The organism is Paenibacillus maysiensis (assembly GCF_000520815.1).
GTDB classification, from domain to species: domain Bacteria; phylum Bacillota; class Bacilli; order Paenibacillales; family Paenibacillaceae; genus Paenibacillus; species Paenibacillus maysiensis.
The window spans coordinates 1-20,881 of sequence record NZ_ASRY01000229.1 but is presented as its reverse complement, the minus strand read 5'-3'; the positions used below and the strand labels follow the sequence as shown (position 1 = coordinate 20,881).

13 protein-coding genes and 5 tRNA genes are annotated in these 20,881 nt (G+C 42.0%); all 18 read right to left on the bottom strand.

What is annotated here, in order from left to right:
• Positions 1–49: 49 nt before the first annotated feature.
• The 18 genes from L696_RS0116825 to L696_RS0116740 all read right to left on the bottom strand — a co-directional run bounded on the left by L696_RS0116825 (position 50) and on the right by L696_RS0116740 (position 20,837).
• Positions 50–1,909 (bottom strand): TnsD family Tn7-like transposition protein, encoded by a 1,860-nt coding sequence (locus L696_RS0116825; RefSeq protein WP_025684685.1) that lies wholly within the window; start codon positions 1,907–1,909, stop codon positions 50–52.
• An 82-nt stretch (positions 1,910–1,991) separates the two neighbouring features.
• Positions 1,992–3,899, bottom strand: coding sequence for a TnsD family Tn7-like transposition protein (locus tag L696_RS0116820; RefSeq protein ID WP_280740282.1), 1,908 nt, complete (start codon positions 3,897–3,899; stop codon positions 1,992–1,994).
• Positions 3,900–4,056: 157 nt separating this feature from the next.
• Positions 4,057–5,643: an ATP-binding protein gene (locus L696_RS0116810; protein ID WP_025684683.1), complete on the bottom strand. Its 1,587-nt coding sequence runs from the start codon at positions 5,641–5,643 to the stop codon at positions 4,057–4,059.
• Positions 5,640–7,829, bottom strand: a complete 2,190-nt coding sequence (locus L696_RS0116805) for a Mu transposase C-terminal domain-containing protein (protein ID WP_025684682.1) — start codon at positions 7,827–7,829, stop codon at positions 5,640–5,642. The genes L696_RS0116810 and L696_RS0116805 overlap by 4 nt, the downstream gene beginning before the upstream one ends.
• A 17-nt stretch (positions 7,830–7,846) precedes the next feature.
• Complete coding sequence (locus L696_RS32010) at positions 7,847–8,221, bottom strand: TnsA endonuclease C-terminal domain-containing protein (RefSeq protein ID WP_245233378.1); 375 nt, start codon at positions 8,219–8,221, stop codon at positions 7,847–7,849.
• On the bottom strand, positions 8,173–8,658 hold the full coding sequence (locus L696_RS32005) for a PDDEXK family nuclease (protein WP_245233377.1): 486 nt from the start codon (positions 8,656–8,658) through the stop codon (positions 8,173–8,175). The genes L696_RS32010 and L696_RS32005 overlap by 49 nt, the downstream gene beginning before the upstream one ends.
• Positions 8,659–8,972: 314 nt before the next feature.
• Positions 8,973–10,805: a glutamine--fructose-6-phosphate transaminase (isomerizing) gene (gene glmS, locus L696_RS0116795; protein ID WP_025684681.1), complete on the bottom strand. Its 1,833-nt coding sequence runs from the start codon at positions 10,803–10,805 to the stop codon at positions 8,973–8,975.
• Between the two features lie 632 nt (positions 10,806–11,437).
• Positions 11,438–12,778: a phosphoglucosamine mutase gene (glmM, locus tag L696_RS0116790; RefSeq protein ID WP_025684680.1), complete on the bottom strand. Its 1,341-nt coding sequence runs from the start codon at positions 12,776–12,778 to the stop codon at positions 11,438–11,440.
• A 59-nt stretch (positions 12,779–12,837) separates the two neighbouring features.
• Positions 12,838–14,307 carry a CdaR family protein gene (locus L696_RS0116785; RefSeq protein WP_025684679.1) on the bottom strand — a complete coding sequence of 490 codons (1,470 nt, stop codon included), beginning with the start codon at positions 14,305–14,307 and terminating at the stop codon, positions 12,838–12,840.
• The gene (gene cdaA / locus L696_RS0116780) at positions 14,304–15,137 is read right to left on the bottom strand and encodes a diadenylate cyclase CdaA (protein WP_025684678.1); all 834 of its coding nucleotides are present in this window, start codon (positions 15,135–15,137) and stop codon (positions 14,304–14,306) included. Before cdaA ends, L696_RS0116785 begins: the two co-directional genes overlap by 4 nt.
• A gap of 225 nt (positions 15,138–15,362) precedes the next feature.
• Positions 15,363–15,983 (bottom strand): anti-sigma factor, encoded by a 621-nt coding sequence (locus tag L696_RS0116775; protein ID WP_025684677.1) that lies wholly within the window; start codon positions 15,981–15,983, stop codon positions 15,363–15,365.
• A 150-nt stretch (positions 15,984–16,133) separates the two neighbouring features.
• The gene (gene sigW / locus L696_RS0116770) at positions 16,134–16,700 is read right to left on the bottom strand and encodes an RNA polymerase sigma factor SigW (RefSeq protein WP_025684676.1); all 567 of its coding nucleotides are present in this window, start codon (positions 16,698–16,700) and stop codon (positions 16,134–16,136) included.
• Positions 16,701–16,889: 189 nt separating this feature from the next.
• Positions 16,890–19,682 (bottom strand): phosphoenolpyruvate carboxylase, encoded by a 2,793-nt coding sequence (gene ppc, locus L696_RS0116765; RefSeq protein ID WP_025684675.1) that lies wholly within the window; start codon positions 19,680–19,682, stop codon positions 16,890–16,892.
• 736 nt (positions 19,683–20,418) lie between these two features.
• Positions 20,419–20,489: transfer RNA gene (locus L696_RS0116760), tRNA-Gly, on the bottom strand.
• 9 nt (positions 20,490–20,498) lie between these two features.
• Positions 20,499–20,572 (bottom strand) — tRNA-Pro (locus L696_RS0116755).
• A gap of 17 nt (positions 20,573–20,589) precedes the next feature.
• Positions 20,590–20,666: transfer RNA gene (locus tag L696_RS0116750), tRNA-Arg, on the bottom strand.
• Between the two features lie 5 nt (positions 20,667–20,671).
• A tRNA-Gly gene (locus L696_RS0116745) sits at positions 20,672–20,746 on the bottom strand.
• A 10-nt stretch (positions 20,747–20,756) separates the two neighbouring features.
• Positions 20,757–20,837, bottom strand: a tRNA-Leu gene (locus tag L696_RS0116740).
• Between the last annotated feature and the right edge of the window lie 44 nt (positions 20,838–20,881).

Here is a 20,881-nt window from a genome sequence, read left to right as displayed (position 1 = left end):
TTAATTTTTCTTAGTTTCGTTTATCACTTTAAGCAATAGCTCTAAGAGCCTAAAGATACTTTTCTTCAATAACAGCTCGGATTTCCTGTTCAATTTGTTTCTCATACTTCATCCATACTTCTTTTCTTAATCCTGAGATCCTTTTTACTTGCCAAGATTTTGGAATTCCTACTCTTGTGTGTAGTAATCGAACATTGTTTTTAATGCGGCGTATCTGAAAATCACCGACTGATTCATTGAACCTCTCAAGAATCATCTGAGTTTTTGGTAGTCGTTGCAATCGGTTAGAAAGAAGAGGGAGTTTATATAATCTTCGCCCGATTTCATTTGTTGTAATTCTTATTGTTTGGGTTGTATTAGTCATAATCTCAGAGCAAACTTTCTCTACTTCCGATGCTAATTCTAAATCTCGCTCGACCCAATTCACCCTTGAAACAAAAGTACCTGCCTTAATTTTTCGGTCCAAATTGTATTGTAGTAACCATTCTCTGTCATTGCTATATAGCCATCTGTAGACGTCTGGTCTTTTAAAGCGAAGATTCACTATTTTCTCATCGCTGTATGTACTAAGTAAATCTCTCCAATCCAAACGGTATTTCTCTTTTATTGCTTCCCCCGCACTTGCTTGTATTGTTAATTGGCAAGTCTCTATTTGATTTTTCACTGTTTTAGGATCTACACCAAGAATTTTAGCTTTTTGTCTAAGAGGCAGATTGGTTAGTTTAAGCTCGTGCAGTTTATCCCTCCATACCTTTCCAAATGATTTAATCCTGCCTATTCGATAATTATCAGCATCTGACCTATCAGGACCTCTTCTAGAATAGACGAATCCACATTCACACGAAAATGTACCCACTGGTTTTCCAGTATCCGAACATCTAGTTACCAAACACTCAGATATAACCGGTTGTTTATAGTGATTGGCCACCTTGTTTAAACATATCCAAGGCCCTGAGCCAAATGGATGGGATGTAGAAGTATGGTTTCCATAGATATCAATAATTTCTTTACCAAGGAAATGAAGGAGTAACATATGTCTAAGGGGATGACATGTGACACGAGGCGTTCTGCAGAGTTTATGTAGCCACGAATGGTTTTCTTCAGAGTCGATGTAACTATTCATGCTCTGGAGTAATTCCCTCCCATAATAAGCATTGAATTGTGTTTTTAGTTCATTAATTCTTACATCCCCTAGTGCTGTAACTAGATCTCTTTTCAGAAGTTCATTTTTATAAAAACTATGCAACTGTTCAAGGCCAATTGGCATTAAATCATGATTTAATAAATAGTTTGTTTGTTTCGATATAAATATTAAGACATCTAAATTTTGGATGCTCACATTACGTAAAACCTCCGCATTAACAGCATCTTTTTCGAGAAGATAGAAAGCATGTTTGTTTTTTCTTTGAGCAATAGGTATGGAAGAATCCATAAGCTCACAGTAGTGAACATGACAAACTTGCACACCCTCAATCTGATGCGTTCTGTGCCAGTATGCTACTCCTAGACTTCCTCGCTCTTCTTCATAGCAATCGGGACAATAACGTAAAAATTGAGGACTTTTAAGAGAGGACGCCGCCTTACCTAATTTCATGTAAACACTCGAACCATTTCCCACACGCAGAGTTTTTTTCAGTGTTTCAAATCTCTCTGAAGGAAGAAAAGGCGCGTAATACGGAAGTATTGTATGTTTCGCTATTAAGATATCCGGATCGTAATATATAGATTTATCTAAATTCTCCCATAGCTTTTCAAGGTTAGAGGTGAACATCGGAGCTGCGCATACAGAGGCATCGCTAAATAACTCATTCATTGTTCGCTTCACATTTATGTTACCAGACAATCTATGATATCTGGCTAATGCACTGAACAGCAATTCATCTTGATATAAAGATGGGAAAAATATCATTTTCTTCACTCCAATACTGTGTGGCGAAGGATTCAATATTATTATTTTTCCCATCTAAATATTAATGTAAACCTGATATAGCTTAACCTTGATTGATTCCAATAACTAATTTTTCAAACTCCTCCTTCACTCTATCGGAAGCATTTTTGTATAGTTTAAATCTTGCTTCTATACTAAACCATGTGATTTTTTTAATTCCGTATCTTTGTAAACTCAGAATGAGGTTAGGTAGTTTCCGTATCAAGTACTCTTCCAAGTTCTCTACATTTAATTCAAGGATATTCCATGATTTGGGTAACTTTTGTTTTTTGATTCTTAGCCTGTTCTGGTCTTTCTGATCTAGCATGTTAATTATTGTATCCTTCAAAATACGACGATTTGGTTTCGAATTATTCACTTTTTTTACTGCTTCTCGAATCTTTAATACTAGTAAATTATCTAGTTCATCATAATCGAATACTTCAGGTTTTCTCTTTATGGGAAGCACTTGATCATACCAATCTCTATCGTGAGCTCTTAACCAACTAATTGTAGACCAATCCTTCACATCAGTACGGGTTATGTTCGGATTTTGTTCTAACTTATGAAGTAATCTTTCTCGGTGATAAGCAATTCTTTCATGAACCTCCAGAGTAGCACCAACTTGTAGCCGGGTTACATTGACTTCATTCAAGATTTCATTTTTAGATATAGATTTAGTATTCATTTCTGCTATGGCCTTTTGAACTGCAGCTGGATAGGCACCTACTATATTTGCTATCTTATAAAGAGGCAAGCCAGAGTGAAAATGATCCAGTACTATTTTTTTCCACATCATTCCCCTGTCCCTTACACGGAATCTTACTATCTTTTGATAACGGGTATCCCAACCTAAACTATAAGTAAATCCACATAAATCACATGTAAAAGCACCAAATTTAATGTATTTGTATGATTGAACAAATGGTTTATATTCCGTTATAACCCGCTCTTGGTAATGTGGGCATATTTTGTTCAAACACTCCCACGGACCACTCCATAACAATCCCGATTCAGAATAATCATGTGAAATACTAAAAAAAGTTTCCATTGAACCAGCCAAAAAATGTACCATTAACATAAAAAGATTGGGATGTAGCAAGAACAAATTTGCTTTAAGCAGACGACGAAAAATAGGCTTCTCCATCATTAGTTCTTTAGAAATCTGAAAATGATTCTGCATCTCTACAGAAATACACTTTGAAAATTCCTCAATAAATTTCTTCTTGCTAACTAATCCATTCCGAAAGTTGGGAATTCTTTGAATCATTGTGGCTTTCAGAATATCTCTGATATCATTACATACTTTGTCATTTACATAAGTCAATAGAAATTCATAATCCTTAAGTAAAGCTAACTTTAGCTCAAGGGAATCTACATCAGGAAGTGACTCTTTAGTTATTAAATGATTTTGCTCGCAATATGGAGTTGCCAACAAAATATCATGTTTAGGATCTGACAATAATGTGAAACACTTCGGACAAAAAATTGTAAGAGCGGTATGATGCTTATGACAAACATCTAAATCTATAATTTGATGGAGTCGATGAACGTAGCATTCACCAAATCTTTCATAATCCTCTAACAAGCATGTAGGACAATATCTAACATTAGCTGTTGTTAGATTGTTATTTAGAGTTGAAAAATTCAAATTAATGCTTCCATTATTTGATTGGGGATCGGTGAATGATATCTCAATGGTTTCTCTATGTTTATCATTAAGAAAGGGCCTGAATATCGGATAGAATGAATGTCTCTGGAGAAACTCTATACTAGACCATTGAGAATTTTGGGGTAATCTTTCAAACAGAATAGAAATATTCTTTGGAATAATACATTGTCGATGGGTTAGCTCAAATAAGTCGATTGTTGATTGTTTAACAGTACGGTTACCCGAGTGGAGGTGATAACGATATGATATACTTCGAATATCTTCATCAGGATAACATGTTGGGAAGTAATTAAGTTTGATTGTCTCTCATCCTTTCCCTTTAATTCTACGATTCATAATATAAACTCATCATACGGCTTGATATAGCCGGCCTCCTTCAAGGCTTCGTCTATAGTTTTTCCTGCCTTTTCGCCTTCAAGTACAATACTTCTAATGTCTTTTGGATGTAGCATAGGTTTTATCTTTTTTGTGGCTCTCTGCTTCGGTAGACTTGAAATATTTTTTTTTGTTCAACTACTGCTTTAGATTCATCCACCTGCTTGTTCAATGTTTCCATCAAAACGTTTAGGTCCCCCATCCCTTGACTCGCTTGGTAAACAGAATTTGTAGCCTGTTCAGCCTTCAATGGTTCTAAGCCATTTTGTACAGCGTGATCAAAAAGTTTCTTGATGATTTTTTGTTCATCTTTTTGTTGGATAGTCCTCTTGTGTTCATTAGATAGAACACCGGTTACTTCAACACGATGGTCCGCCTGTTTTAAATAATCATTTAGTTCAAGCCATTTTGGCTTTATATCTTCAAACTCTTCTTCAGTTGCACTGGTATCGCCTCGGCGAAACTTATCAAACAAAGGTTGAAGGAGTTGAAGGCTTTTCCGTGCTACTTCCCGAATCATTGCTGGTGTAATTCGTTCATCCCCTCCTTTTATAATCGCATGTGACTGGATATGCATATATAGCTTTACGGTAATATCTAGTACTCCTTGTGTTTCAAAATACATTGTATCGCTAAGTTCCTTAGTTAACTTCGTATCAGTTTTAGTGTATTGGAGATTCCATAAACTACCTAAAAATAAATTCCATTGTTGCTTATTGTCCATGCGGTCAATGATATGTTCCATATAGGTTACTGGGATTGCTCTTCTAATATTTGCTAAAGATTTCTTATATAAATACATCGCTTTAAACGTGCCCACAATAATGATGGGTACACCGAAAGTGTTAGTCAGCTCAGCGATAAATTCGATCATCCGGTTCTCACCGCCTGACGTCCCTTTATTTACCCGCTGAATCTCATCAATCACCAATAAACCCAAATTAACTAAAGAAGCTACATGAGACATTGTAGCAGCTAGTTTATCAAACGTATCTTCTCTTGAACGAGAGTACTGAGCATAATAATTAGTACCTAAAATACGATCAATAGCCATATAAAAGTTGTTACAAAGTGACTTAAGGGATTTACTTGATGGACATTCTATCTTAAGCCAGACAAGTTGCGTTCTAATAAACGGTTCGCTTTTATATGTTTCGTGTCTAATTACTTGTGGGTATTGTAAAAGTATGTTTTCAACAGATCTCGTTTTCCCCATTCCACTAAGTCCTACAAGCGAAAATGTGGATGAGGTAGGTGAGATACCTGCTAAATTACGCCCTTCACTATCAATTCCAGCTTTCCAAATCTTTTCATGACCAATAGCGAGCTGCCTTGTATAGGATGGGCTCAAGGGATTTCTCCCTTTGTAGCCGCGTCGTATCATCGAATAGATAGCTCGGTGCAGATCAATATGTGAAGGCAATGGCTGCATAAACTCATCATAAATTTGATCAATTAACTCGAGTCTATCCTCAAGATCAAGCTTTCGATGATTGTTGTTATAGTACGGTGTTCTGAAGATCCTTTCCAATAATTCAGATTTATCAATTCGCTTTGGAAATGCTTCGATAAGCGGGTTGTTTTTGTACTCTTCAATTACTTCGTCATCTCTGTATTCTGCCATACATGCATATCCTCTCAAAAATGCTCCTGTAATTTGTTCTGTCATTTCATGTCACCCCACTTTTTTTGTGTAAAGTCTAAAAACTCGTTCATGGCGTCTTCATCTGTTTCTTGTGAAGAATTCACCAGAGAATTTTCTACTCCACTCTCTTCTGAGCTATCAATATAAGCTCCTTTAATATCTTCAGCTAACCAGGAATGTTCTTTTGCCCAATTGTTACGTTCATCTTGGTTCGATGCCGACATGTTTTTAACTCGGTTACTTTTACTTACTCCCATTGGGAGCATCGCATTTGTCTCAGCTATTTCTTCTGCTACGATACTTTTTTTAATAGCTCTTGATTTAGTTTGTAATTGATGCTGTTCCTCTTTGTATTCCTTCTTTTGGTCTACTGGCATATCTAAAATCTTTTTCACTTCATCAAAGGAAAAGTGCTTATACTTTTCATACTTTCTTGTCAGATGGCAAAAAATAAATTCACCATTTTGACGCCTTACATAGATACCACCACAAATTCGAGGATCGAATGAAATATGCACTGTTTTTGAGTCGTCCAAATATCCCTCTTCAAACCATCCCTCGTCACTCCCCTGCTTACAGGTGTATCTCAATTTTCCATATTTAATTCCATGCTGAGTGATCGTTGCAGTATCTCTTGGTAACAGATTCATTCGAATCAAATCTCTCGGTTTATCATGCAAAGCAGAAGTACGATTTGCAACTCCCCATTTCCAGATTTGATTGGGAGTCAGTTCTATGCCAGCTTGATACATCAATGGATCGACTACGAACTCCTCACTCACAATGCTATTGTTATGCTCTAAAATACATTGAATTATAAACTTGAAAAAAGATTCTAATGTTGCAACAGCCTCTACACGATAATCCTTATCGCCACGCTCACGGACCTGCTTCACACGTCCCCCTGGGAAATATTTTCTCACTTCCCTGTTCATCGTACTCATAAATCGTTCAATAATCCCTTTTAGTTCAGGTCTATACGAAGGAAGAATTTCCACACTTGTGTCGAGCGCTACCATATTTTCAGCGTTATAGCCTGAGAGTTCTCCACCGTCAGCAGTAAGTATTCTGGGGAGACCTTGGCTTGGCCAATCCTCCTCTGAAATAGTAATTCCAAACTCTTTACAAAAATCTACTTTATTAGTTGTTGCATTCTCAAAGCCCATTGCTGCTCCCATATAGGAGGCTGATTTTAGCCAACCATAGAACCCTGTAATTACTGAACTGAATGCGTCAGCAATTATATAAAGAATAGGGGTGCCGATAACCTGTTCGCGATTCACTGAGTGCACAATGTAAACATCACAAGGGGTAGAATCAACCTCATATACAGTACCAGGTCCCCACGCTCTTTGTCGTTCATCTCCGTCCATATGCCGATGATCCTTCTGATATTTCCGCTTTCCTTTCCTTCCGATTTTCTTCTGTCTAAAGGAGTATTCTTTATTTAAAAAGTAGCCAAACTGACGTAAAGTCGGCCGCTGTTCGGGTGGAAGAGGAATAGGTACTTTAACCCCATACTCTCGAGAATATCCAGAGGTAAAATGATTATCCAACATTTCATGCCAAACTGATTTAAAATCCAGATTCTTTTCGTTAAAATATTTCTTAATGTATTTCCGGAAAACTTTTTTTATATCCTCAGTAATAACAAGACCGGTTAACCTCTTATCGTATTTTGCTTCTTCAGGGCGAGTTCCTGGTTTTTTTTTGTAATCTCGTTTTTTCCCACGTGCACCAGACTTTTTATAGTCCGGAAGCAGACCATTTATTGCTTTCCCATGAAACCAAAATTCTTTCAATAATTCGTAAATCACCTTTTTCTTCTTTTTTTTATCTGTGTATAGTTGCTCAATTAGAGGGCCCCTTTTTTTAGGAATGTATATATCTGGTTCTAATAAAGCAATTTCCTGAATCGTGTTCCATCTCATATCACGTTTAGAGCTATATTGTCTTATGAAGTTTTCATCCATAAATTTAGGGTCTGGCAAAAACTCTATCTTTCGGAGACAGCCTCCTTCAAATTCTTCTTCAATTTCACTAAGTTTTTTCCAATATGGGAACGAAAAATTTTTTTCTTCTGTGATATCCATTATTACTATCTCCCTATCAGTAGCTTCGGGTGATATCCATAAAACTCTTCCAATTGATACTGTCATATCCGATTCATCTAGCCATTCTAAAACTGTATCCGCTAGGATATTGAACAATGATTCCCCCTCCTTTTCTACTCAACAATTTGCAATTGAATGTTGGTTTGGTTTATAAGCTTATCTTTGTACATATCTGTCGACCATATTTTATTTGTTAGCATATGTTTTACGATAAATAAACAAGAACCAGGTTTATAACCGAAATCTTTATCAAGCGAAAGACAAATATTTATAAACGATTCTTCACTCGAGTTTATTGCATCAAAAATATAGGGTGTAACATAGCTTACGTTATCTGGATTCAGGCCTTGTTTCGCACTTAAATAGTAACTATCATAGATCCAGTCCAAATTAAAAATTAAGTTGGCAGGTTGTTGCTCGTCTATCACTATTCCCCAATCTATTCCTTTCTCTTCGAAAAAACGGCGTTCAATTTCAAATTTCTGCATGTACTTTGTGTTAATTCAATTGTCGGCTTAAGAGTACGAATTTTATCTTGCAAATCTTCTGGATGCTGCTCTCCTAGAGTTGTTATATTAAAATCTGTAGTCATTACAACCGGATCTCCATTATCATCGCTTGGATGAGGAACATTTAATTCCTTTGCGATTTCTATAGTTCTCTCTTTAGGTAGAAGGGGATACTGTTCGCGAATATCTACGATACGATCAGAAAATTCCAAAGTAAGAAAATAGTTATACTCATCACGCGACATAAAATGATGATGCCTTCCTGAACTCCACCCTAAAGAACGTGTCCGCACACCCTCTGATGAAAAATCATAAGTTTTTATATAAGGTTGATAATCGGCAAAATGGCCCTGTCCGCGTCCTTCTTTTAATCGCTTTTTTTCTATTTTCCATTGTGGTTGTCCTTTTTTGATCATCCGATTTTCCTCCTAAAGTATTGATAACATTAGTATGGGCAATAAAAATTTAATATAGAACAAAAAAAAGCGGCACAAAAAGAGGGATGTACCTTTCGTACACCTTGCTCTTCTTGTGCCGCGTGGCTAGAAGCGATACCGTTACCGTCCAAATGTATTGCTGACCGTAACTATTTCCATTTGAAGTTTTTAATAATCTTGAGTTACCAACATTAAATCGTAGTTACCAACATTATGACCTAGTTACCAACATTAATGTTCAGTTACCAACATTAATGTTTCTGAACAACATTTAGAATTTTACTAAAGCTTGCTTATTCTACGGTAACACTTTTCGCCAGGTTACGTGGTTTGTCAACATCATGACCCAGTGCAAGGGAAGCGTAATAAGCCAACAGTTGGAGAGATACAACCGAAATCGCAGCAGACAGGATTGGAAGTGTCTTCGGAATTGCAAATACCTGATCCACGGACTTCAACAACTCAACAGCGTGCTCTTCGTACGTAATCGCAAGAACATCTGCGCCACGCGCTTTCACTTCCTTGATATTGCTCACGGTTTTCTCCAACACGGATTCCTGTGTTACCAAAGCGATAACCGGAATACCGTCTTCGATCAATGCCAGTGTACCATGCTTCAGTTCACCCGCCGCATAAGCCTCGGAATGAATGTAGGAGATTTCCTTGAGTTTCAGGGAACCTTCCTGTACTACAGCATAGTCTTGACCGCGACCAATAAAGAACAGGTGCTTGTGGCTGGCAATTTGCTCAGCGTATGCTTTAATCGCGTCTGCTTTGCCCAGCATTTCTTCTACTTGCTCTGGCAGTGATTCCATAGCAGCCAACACATGAGCTACTTGTTCATCCGTTTGTGTGCCACGTACTTGAGCCAGATACAGACCAAACAAATAAAACGCAATCAACTGCGAAGAATATGCTTTAGTGGAAGCTACGGCAATTTCCGGTCCTGCCAGTGTAACCAACACATCATCTGCATCACGGGCAATAGAGCTGCCGACTACGTTTGTAATCGCCAGTACATGAGCGCCGTTTGCTTGTGCTTCACGCAGTGCTGCCAACGTATCGGCAGTTTCACCGGATTGACTCACCACGATCACCAATGTCTCTGGCGTTACGATTGGCGAACGATAACGATATTCGGAAGCTACGTCGTTTTCCACCGGAATACGAGCCAGGCTTTCAATAACCGTACGACCAATCAAACCAGCATTGTAGGCTGTACCACAAGCAACGATTTGAATGTTACGGATATTTTTAATTTGTTCTTCTGTCAGCTTCAGCTCAGGAAGAACAACTTTTTTAGTTTCTTTGTCGATTCGGCCCAACATCGTGTCACGGTAAGCCTTAGGCTGTTCGTAAATTTCTTTCAACATGAAATGCTCATAGCCGCCTTTTTCCGCTGTTACAGCATCCCATTCGACATGAATCATTTCCCGAGAAATAAATTGGCCTTCGATTGTCATTAATTCGACAGCATCACTGGTCAAAACAGCCATTTCGCCATCGTTCAAAATAAATACATTGCGTGTATATTTCAGAATAGCCGGAATGTCGGAACCGATAAAGTTCCCGCCTTCTCCCACACCAATAACCAGCGGGCTAGCTTGACGAACAGCTACCAGCTTATTAGGCTCGTGCTCTGTCAGCACACCCAGTGCAAAGGCACCACGCATAAAGGTAATTGCTTTTTGTACCGCTTTGACGATATCTCCTTTATATTCACGCGCAACCAGATGGGAAATAACTTCCGTATCCGTTTCGGAAATAAAGGTATGACCTTCGCTGATCAGCTGTTCTTTAAGCTCCAGATAATTCTCGATAATCCCGTTATGAACCACGGAGAACTTTTGACTCCCATCCAAATGTGGATGGGAGTTTTCATCTGAAGGCTTACCATGTGTTGCCCAACGTGTATGCCCGATACCTGCATGGCCTACCAGCGGCGCACCATCCAGCTTCGCTTCCAGATTCGCCAAACGACCTTTAGCCTTGGCTACTTGCAGTCCTGAATCTGTAAATACGGCAATACCCGCAGAGTCATAACCACGGTACTCCAGCTTTTTCAATCCGTCAATCAATACCTCTTGCGTATTCTGATCACCAATATATCCTACAATGCCACACATATTCGTTATCCTCCCGATCATCATTTCACAGGGCGACTCATCACAGGACTAACGTGTGCGGTAGATTGCGGAATAAAGTTCATTCATCTATGAAGTTGTCAATGATAACTATAGAAAATTACAGGCATCTCTTCACGAATGTAACGAAATTCCCAAACCGCGCACGCCAATGATGATGGCCGCACATTCATGAAATGAATCTTATAGTTTAGGTTATAAAATAAAAGCATCTATCGGTGCGTTGTGTAAACAGTTACCTGCTTATTTTCCGCTGCCGATTTACGGGTCGATGCCTCACCGGAAGGTCCCCGCCGAATGTTTCGAACACCTTCACCTCGTCAGCTCGCTTTGCCGTGAACCCATCTGTGAGCAACATCATCCAAATTGAATGATCTGCCTCACCAACAAGTTCCCCCGCGCAAAATCAAGCTCTGGCGCTTGTATTACATTACCTTACAACCCTCGCTTTCTCTTTCTGAGTCACAACATCCCTATATTATATTCAGCTCAGCATTATTTGGCAATGACACTTTATTCATATTTTCAGGTCCTGGTAAGTATTCAATTAAAAATAATATCTGCAAACGCGGTCGCCTGCTTACTTTGAACAGGCAACCGACGTTTACAAAATTTTAAACTAATTCTTTTTTTACAACATCTACAATCTGTCCTACAAATTGCTCCAGCTCATCCTTATCCGGCCCTTCAGCCATAACACGAATAAGCGATTCTGTCCCGGAAGCACGAACCAATACGCGTCCATTATCACCCAGTTGCTGTTCCACCTGCTCAATCGCTTCTGCAATGGCAGGATTGCCCTCGTAATTGCGTTTGTCCTGTACACGCACATTAACTAGCACTTGCGGATACTGCTTCATGAGCGATTTCAGCTCACTCATCTTTTTGCCGGAAGCTTTCAGGGTATCCACCAGTTGAATCCCGGTCAGCATGCCGTCGCCCGTCGTATTGTAATCGAGGAAAATAACGTGACCAGACTGCTCACCGCCCAGATTAAAGCCGCCCCGGCGCATTTCTTCCATCACATACCGGTCACCAACCGCAGTTTTTGCAGTCTTGAGCGCCAGTTTTTCCGTTGCTTTGTAAAAACCAATATTACTCATCACAGTCGATACAATAGTGCTGTCCTTGAGCTTTCCAGCGCGGTTCAGCGCATCCCCACAGATACAAAGGATATAGTCTCCGTCTACCTCTTCCCCGTTCTCATCAATCGCGATCAGACGGTCTGCATCGCCGTCAAAGGCCAGACCAATGTCAGCTTTCAAGCGGCGTACTTCCTCTTTCAGCTTTTCAGGATGGGTTGAACCGCAATGATCGTTGATATTCAACCCGTTTGGCTCCGCACCGATGGTGTATACTTCGGCTCCCAATTCCGCAAAAAGCTTCGGTGCCAGCTCATAAGCCGCTCCGTTCGCACAATCCAGTACGATTTTGAGCCCTTCAAAAGAATGGCTAATCGTTGTTTTCAAAAACTCCAGATAATCGTAGCGAGAATGCTCGTCTACAACAACCGTACCTAATCCGCCACCAATTGGACGAGGCAATTGATCCTCCTTCGTATCCATCAGCTCTTCGATTCTCAGTTCCGTTTCATCTGTCAGTTTAAACCCGTCGCCGCCAAAAAACTTAATGCCGTTGTCTTCCACCGGATTGTGGGAAGCCGAGATCATTACACCAGCGTCCGCTTTCAATTGACGTGTAAGAAAAGCGACTCCCGGCGTTGAAACGATACCCAGACGAACCACATTAGCCCCGATAGACAGCAAACCGGCTACAAGCGCCGATTCCAGCATCAGACCGGATACCCGTGTGTCCATACCGATAACAACTGTTGGTTTTTCTACATTCCCTGCTAAAACATATCCGCCGCAGCGGCCAATACTATATGCCAGTTCTGCTGTAAGTTCCTGATTAGCAATGCCTCGTACACCATCTGTACCAAAATATTTCCCCATGTAAAATGACTCCCTTTTTTGTCTAATGAACCTTAAATATTTACTACAGATAAATCAAGTTATGGCTGACCGCTCTCCGGGGTTCCATTGGCAGAAGAATCTGCGCCGTTATGAGGATTTGTTTTATCCTCCGCAGCCGCATTGTCCCCGGGTTTCGCATCAGAGGAGCCACCTTGACTGCTCTGGCCCTCCTGTGGCCTCTCCTGCCCCTTATTACCGCTGCCGGAGGGGGTTGATTCATTCCCGCTGCCCGGATTTGTTACAGCCGGCGTTGAATGGCTCTCAATGTTCACCGTTACCGTTAGCTGGCTGGCGTTTCCGGATTGTGTAATGTATTTGGGCAAGCCTATCTTCAAAGCAACCTCATGCTGACCAGCCTCCAGACCACTTACGTCTGCAACCAAACTAATATCATCGTTAGTTAAATTGCTGATCATATCCTGTGGCCCCTTCACGGTAACATCCATCGTCTTGTCTGCAGGCGTTGTAATCGTCGCAGTCGTCCCGTCTGCTGCCCCCTGCACTACAATCGGAATGCCTGACAATGTTCGCTCCGCATCGGTCACCTGATTAGATGGCACAACTGTCACCTGAATTTGTATCGAGCCAGGCTCGATTTTATCAGAACCGGCGGGCGCTGCCAAATTAGCTTGAACTGTGTGGGTCCCTGCTTCCGTTAATTGGCTCAGATCGAGTGTAGCCGTAATATAGGAGCTAAGGCTGCTCAAAACATCCTGCGAGGCGTATACGATCGCTTCTTTTACATTTGCATTTACTTTGGAAAGCGCCAAACCGTTCGGCAGCTCTCCGGAATAGACAATTTTAACAGGCACGGACTTCGTTTGCTGGATTACCGGGATTTCAACAGACACTGTGGAAGGCTCAATAACCGCTTCTGTAAGTTCCTGTCCCTTTTTGTTGTAAGCCTTCAGCTTCACCCGCTTCTGCTCAAATTTCTCCGAGATTCCCTCCGTATCCACAGCCCCCTGCACCGCAGTCACTGTACTCAACTGGCTTTTAGGCAAGGTGACCTTCACCGTTTGGGGGGCAACCACAGGCACTCCAAGCTGCAAGCCGGTATTCGGTTTACCCTTGGAAACAATAGAAACATTAAATGATTTCGTTGCCTTTTCCTCAATCGTGACCGTAACACGATTAGGAGTCATGGACACCAATTCCAAGCCATTCGGCAGATTCGCTACAAGTGGTAAGGTTTTAGTACCTGCTCCTAATCCACTCAAATCCAATTGAGCCTGGTAATTATCTGCGAAAAAAGAAGTCAGCACGGAGCGCTGTCCTCTAACCTCCATCTTTATATGGTCAGTATCCATTGTAGATAATACATATTTTGACTCATCTAAACCACTGGTCTGAATACCTACATTATCAATCACTTTATTATCATAAGAAACGGTCAGCGTGGACGAAGGCGTGCCTGTGTCCAGATGAACCAATCCCCACAGCAAGACGGCAACCGCGAGTGCCAATATTTTAGAAATCGTATTGTTGTTAATCCATTTGTCCATCATGAATTTCCACGGCCTCCCCTCCGATTCCAGAATGAGCCGCGTTTTTCCTTCAAAGATGGTGTCGGCCGCAGCTCCTCATACAGCTTGGATATTAAGGATTCTTCCTTAATATCGCGCACGACCTGCCCGTTGATAGCCAAAGAAATTTGCCCTGTCTCCTCTGATACCACCACAGTTACGGCATCCGTTACCTCACTTACCCCAATCGCTGCCCGGTGACGAGTTCCCAGCTCCTTGCTGATAAATGGATTTTCCGACAGCGGTAAGTAGCAGGCCGCAGAAGCAATCTGATTATTTTGAATAATGACCGCACCATCATGCAGGGGCGTATTTGGAATAAAAATATTGATCAGCAACTCGGAACTGACCACTGCCTGTGTCTTAATACCGGACTCCGTGTATTCGTTTAGCCCTGTTTCGCGTTCAAATACGACCAAAGCCCCTATTTTTCTACGTGATAAATAATTCAGCGCCTTAATCATTTCCCCGATTAACTTGTTTATCTCCTCATTGTCCGCAGAAGAACGCCCAAACAGTTTGCCTCGCCCCAGTTGTTCCAGGGCACGACGCAATTCAGGCTGAAAAATAATGAAAATAGCTACCACACCAAAGGTAAACATCTGGTTCATCAGCCACTTGAGCGTATACAGATCAAACCACGTGCTAACTGCCCAAATGACCACCAGGAACAGAATTCCTTTTAGCAATTGAACTGCACGCGTTCCGCGAACAAGTAAAATAAGCTGATACATAATATAGGTTACGATCAGGATGTCGATAATATCTTTAATGGACTCTTTCCAAGTCAGGTCCGCGAAATAATCCAACATGCGCATGCCCCCGCAATTTTCTGTAGTGAGTGAGTGTAAATATATGTACACAGTATGTTCTCTCTATCTAGGTTATAACGATAAGGCCCGCGTTGCAAGCCGCACGACAAAAGAACCACTAAAATCAGTAAAATACAGTACAAATCGCCAGCTTCATATACAAAAAAAAGCGCCTTTTCCAGCGAAAGAGGCGCTCGATATCATTCTTGCCAGTTCAAGCTTCTTTTATGGAGAGAACGTACCTCCGAACAAATCAGTAACTTTATACCAAATCCAGTCCAAGGTTTGATCAATACTTTTGACTTGTCCTGCAATATGTGCCGTGGACGCTTGATAGTAAGAACCGTCAATTACAGTTACATTGCCTTCCACATCGCCATATACCCGAGCCTTGCCATTTTGCACAGTCAAATCTCCAGCAATGGATTTACCCTCAGGCACAATTACAGTATCCCCTTGAATAACAACCTGATCCAGATGGCTTCCCTTGACTACCAATTGATGGTCTGTGGTTGAAAAGCTTGCCATACTTGAGCATATAATAACAAGAAAGAAAGCAGCGGCCGTAACAGCCGGGTGCCTTTTCACCCAAGTCAGCATAGGCACCATTGGCGCTCTTCTATGCGGTGGCAAAGCATTCATAATGCGAAGTGTCAGCTCATCCGATACACACGGTACTTGATGCCGTGTACCATAAAGCATCGCATCCGTCCGCTCCAGCTCTTTAAAACGCATGCGGCATTCCAGGCAGGTGAACAAGTGATGCTCTAATTCCTGTTTGTCCTGCTCGGACAGGTCGCCATCCAGATAGTCATGCATAAAAGAGACGGCTTGTTTGCAATCCATATGAGCCAATCCTTTCTAATATTCTTCCGTGTTTCTCTACATAACATGCTCCGGCTTAGAAACTTTGCTCACTTTACATACGCTACAACGAGCAATATGTTTCACAAAAAAACATCTGTCCGCGCACTTTCCAAATCCTGAACACATGATTTACAGCTTGTGCTCCAATTTTTTGCGTAGAAAATCCCGGCCTCTATGAACCCTTGTCTTAATGGTAGTAACCGGAAGATTAAGCACATCGCTAATTTCCTGCAAGGAAAGCTCCTGCAAGTAACGCAAAACCATAATCGTCCTGTATTTGTCTGGAAGGCTGTCAATGGCATCATGAATTAAGGATTGTGTCTCGGACAAAAGCGTACGCCCTTCAGGTGTAAGCTCTTGGCTGGCGAGCATAGCATACCCATCCACACCTTCCTGCTCATTCATCTCAGCATCCAGTGAGTATGTAGGCTTTCTCCTTCGTAGACGGTCAATGCACAGATTCGTCGCAATCCGGTAAATCCATGTGGAGAACTTCTGCCCATGATCATATTTCTCCAAATTACGATATACACGCAAAAAAGTTTCCTGCACCAGATCCTCCGCCTCATGGCGATTCCCCAGCATCCGGTAGGAAAGATGAAAAATCCGATCTTTATATAACTCGACTAACTCCGCAAAAGCTCGCTGATCACCTTTCTGCACCAGCCTAACCAAGCGGCTTTCCATATTATCCACTCTATACTCCCCCAGACTTGCTGATGGGTTGCTCATTACATTGTTATGATAATTCATCGTAGTTCAATTTTATTGGAAAATCAACTGTAGCGTTGACCCAATAGGACTCCTGCTCCGTCATATGCATGCAGACAGCACAATCGGGCACCCATAAGCGCCCGATTGTCTGTATTCATGCGCCAAACTGTATCAGCCCGTGTTTCTCAGCCCTGCGGCGATTCCGTTAATGGTTAACAGCACCTCACGCAGCAGCTCCGTATCGTCCCCGTTCTGGTCACGCAGTTCGCGTAGCTCACTAAGCAACTGAACCTGCAAGTAGCTTAACGGATCGACATAAGGATTTCGCAACCGAATGGACTCCTGAATTACCGGCACATCGTCCAAAATTTCCGATTGTCCTGTTATTTTCAAAATCAGCTCGGACGTCAGCTTGAATTCCGCTGAAATTTGTCCGAAAATGCGCTGGCGAGCCTCTTCATTATCGGACATCCCTGCATATTCCTCTGCAATCAGTAAATCCGCCTTCGCAATCGCCATTTGCAGTGTATCAATAAGGGATCGGAAGAAAGCTGATTCCTTAAACATTGTTTGCAACACCTTGAGGTTATCCTCATTGTTCTGATAAAAGCTTTGCAGCCCAGTTCCAGCCGCGTACCAAGCAGGCAGCAAGTAACGGCTTTGCGTCCATGCAAAAACCCATGGAATAGCGCGCAAGTCCTCAAAACGTTCACTGTTCTTACGCTTGGACGGACGAGAGCCGATATTCAGCTCGCCCACCTCAGGCAATGGTGTTGATTCCTTGAAGAAGGTGAAGAAATCAGGGTCGCGGAAAATCAAATCCTGATACTTCTCCAGCGATACCTCGGAAATACGGGCAATGATCTCTTCCCAGCTCTCCTCGAACACTTCCTTCTTACCGGAACGGTTATATGCCACTGCGGTAATCAGAGCTGACGTTGCCTGTTCCAGGCTTCGATAAGCGATGCCCTTGAGCGAGTATCTGGATGAGAGTACCTCGCCCTGCTCCGTAATCTTGATGCCGCCTCCGATCGTATGAGGAGGTTGGGCCAAAATGCTGCGATTAAGCGGCATTCCTCCGCGTCCCAACGCTCCCCCGCGTCCGTGGAAAAACTTCACTTTTACGCCGAACTCATTAACCACTTCCGTAATGCTGTTCATCGCAACCCGAAGCTCCCAGTTCGCCGTCACCACACCGCCGTCCTTGTTACTATCTGAATATCCCAGCATGATCTCCTGAAGCTGATCCATTGCTGCCACAGATTGGCGATATACAGGCAAATTCAGCAGCCTCTTCATAATACTAGGGGCAGCATGCAGATCATCTATCGTTTCAAACAGAGGAACGGATTGCAGTGTACATACGACTGTGCCATCTTTCTCGATACGGAACAGACCCACTTCTTTAGACAGAACCATAACTTCCAGCAAGTCGCTTGCTCCCTGTGTCATACTGATCAAGTAGCTTGTAATGGATTGCTTGCCGAATTCCTCCTGAGCTAGATAAATCGTACGATATACATCAAGACATTCCTGCGTGCTGTCGCTATATTTCAAATACGGTGACGTGATCGGACGTGGCTCGTTCAGCAGCTTTTCCAGCAGGTCTATTTTTTCTTCCTCAGGGAGCTTGCCATAATCCGCAACAATATTCATTTTAGAGAGGATTTCAGTCATTGCATTTTCATGCTCCTGGCTATGCTGACGCACATCCAGCGTAGCCGTATGGAAGCCGAACAGTTCTACCTGACGAATCATCTTCTGAATATAAGTATCTGCCACATAATCCGCAAAATGATGACGCAAGCTGTCGTCAATAACGTTCAGATCCGCAATAAGCTCTTCAGCAGAGCTATAACGTTCCTTCGTGCCCTGCTTGCTTTCATCCAGGATATTATTCACCTTGGCTATCATGTAGGCCAGCTTAATGCGGTAAGGCTCTTTTTCGTTATGCCACACTTCCATCTTTTTAAGCGTAATATGGGTCCGGTCTTCCTCAATAGAAGCCAGCAAATTATCAGAGACACGTATAATGCTAGTGCTAAAGCTTAGGTAACCCATAAATTCTTTCAGCGTGTGCTGATATTCTCTCAAAGCCAGCTTACGCTGCATACGTAACGTTTCCCAAGTAACATGAGCCGTAACAGACGGGTTGCCGTCCCGATCCCCACCGATCCAGGAGCCAAATCTCAAATAGGTCGGAATATGCCATTTCTGCTCAGGATAATATTTGCCTAAACATCGTTCCAGTTCTTGGTATACATCCGGCAGCACATGAAACAAAGTCTCATGAAAATAATACATCCCGTTTCTAACTTCATCTAACACAGTTGGCTTGCGATCACGAAGCTCGTCTGTCTGCCATAGTGTAATCACTTCATTCAGCAGATTTTCCCGCACCTGTTCCCGCTCCCGCAAGGTAAGCATAGGATTATCCAGCAGCATGACGTCCTCGGAAATGCGCTTGTGAATGTCCAAAATTACCCGTCGCGTGGCTTCTGTAGGATGTGCAGTCATAACCAGCTCCAGAGAAAGCTCCTCCAGCAGACTGCTAACGTCCTCAGCCGAAAATCCACCCTGTTTAAGCTCCTGAACAGAATTTTCAATTGAACCACGTTGAACATCTTCACCAGCAGAATGCTCATAGTCCCGTTTGCGGCGGATACGATGATTTTGCTCGGCAATATTCACTAACTGAAAATAAATCGCAAACGCGCGAATAACCTGGTGACGAATGTCCGTATCCAGTCCATTAACGATTTGTTTGAAATTCTCATACAACTCCGGCTGATACCCGGCACGTAACGATTTACTTGTCTCACGTATCTTTTCCACGATATCCAAAAGTTCGTTGCCACCCTGATGAACCAAAACCTCACCAAGAATATTCCCCAGAAAACGAACGTCCCGCCGTAGCAGATTGTTGGATTGGTTTTTGTTAGCGGTTAACGTAAGCTCAGTCATGCTTTTCCCCCCATCTGATCTGTTCACACCAAATACAGCTTTGTTGCAAAGGTACGTATACACACGAAAATTGACACTTTCTTAACATCATACAATAAAAACGCGTGAAAAGCTGCAAAATTTACAGTAAAAAGTCATCCTTTTAAAATACTTTTTTTGAGAATAATTTGGTTTTTTATGCACAAAAATGAAATTTAATAAACTAGATCACTTTTATAGTCTGGATAATCATGAAACTTTATACACAGGTGTTATAAACAGAGTCATTTCCAAAACAAAAATTCGCGCATCATTATGTGCATATGTTTATGATTTGTTGACAAAGTGAACCCCAATAAGCTTCTATCCACAAAGATATACACAAACCAACCAAAGTTTCAATATTTCAGAGCTATTTTTTCATCCATACTCAGCATACCCACATAAATAGAATACATTGTGTACAACTACGTACAGCAGCCTTAGAGTTATCACCATGCAACCGCATCGTTAACGATCATAGGATTCCTATATTGAAGGGATTTGATCACGGAAATTAGCCTTACTGCAGGAGAAAGGGATACATTAGAGGGGGAATTCGGGATCTGGGTGTTAAAGTACCTGGAGCCTATGTACAATATGCACAAGTCATCCCCAACTGTGCATGACAGGAGATTTCCGCAGTAACCTACACACAGAGAAGGTTTATAATGTGGACAAAATAAAAAGAAGCCTCTCGGCTTCTAGGTAATCAGTAAGCGGGTGATGGGAATCGAACCCACGCTATCAGCTTGGAAGGCTGAAGTTCTACCATTGAACTACACCCGCAAATTAGTATCGGGATGACACGATTTGAACATGCGACCCCCTGGTCCCAAACCAGGTGCTCTACCAAGCTGAGCTACATCCCGACATACAATTTTAAAAATGGCGCGCCCTGAGAGATTCGAACTCCCGGCCTTTTGATTCGTAGTCAAACGCTCTATCCAGCTGAGCTAAGGGCGCAAATATGGAGCGGACGACGGGAATCGAACCCGCGACCCTCGCCTTGGCAAGGCGATGCTCTACCGCTGAGCCACGTCCGCAAAAACAAGATGCGCGTGGAGGGACTTGAACCCCCACGTCAAAGACGCTAGATCCTAAGTCTAGTGCGTCTGCCAATTCCGCCACACGCGCATGTAATAAAATGGTGAGCCATGAAGGATTCGAACCTTCGACAC

Bases quoted from the DNA above. Each gene is read 5' to 3' on its own strand.
- L696_RS0116775 (WP_025684677.1), bottom strand. From the start codon at position 15,983: ATGGATTGCAAACAAGCCGTCTCTTTTATGCATGACTATCTGGATGGC.
- glmM (WP_025684680.1), bottom strand. From the start codon at position 12,778: ATGGGGAAATATTTTGGTACAGATGGTGTACGAGGCATTGCTAATCAG.
- L696_RS0116785 (WP_025684679.1), bottom strand. From the start codon at position 14,307: ATGATGGACAAATGGATTAACAACAATACGATTTCTAAAATATTGGCA.
- ppc (WP_025684675.1), bottom strand. From the start codon at position 19,682: ATGACTGAGCTTACGTTAACCGCTAACAAAAACCAATCCAACAATCTG.
- L696_RS0116825 (WP_025684685.1), bottom strand. From the start codon at position 1,909: ATGATATTTTTCCCATCTTTATATCAAGATGAATTGCTGTTCAGTGCA.
- L696_RS32005 (WP_245233377.1), bottom strand. From the start codon at position 8,658: ATGATCAAAAAAGGACAACCACAATGGAAAATAGAAAAAAAGCGATTA.
- L696_RS32010 (WP_245233378.1), bottom strand. From the start codon at position 8,221: ATGCAGAAATTTGAAATTGAACGCCGTTTTTTCGAAGAGAAAGGAATA.
- cdaA (WP_025684678.1), bottom strand. From the start codon at position 15,137: ATGTTGGATTATTTCGCGGACCTGACTTGGAAAGAGTCCATTAAAGAT.
- glmS (WP_025684681.1), bottom strand. From the start codon at position 10,805: ATGTGTGGCATTGTAGGATATATTGGTGATCAGAATACGCAAGAGGTA.
- L696_RS0116810 (WP_025684683.1), bottom strand. From the start codon at position 5,643: ATGACAGAACAAATTACAGGAGCATTTTTGAGAGGATATGCATGTATG.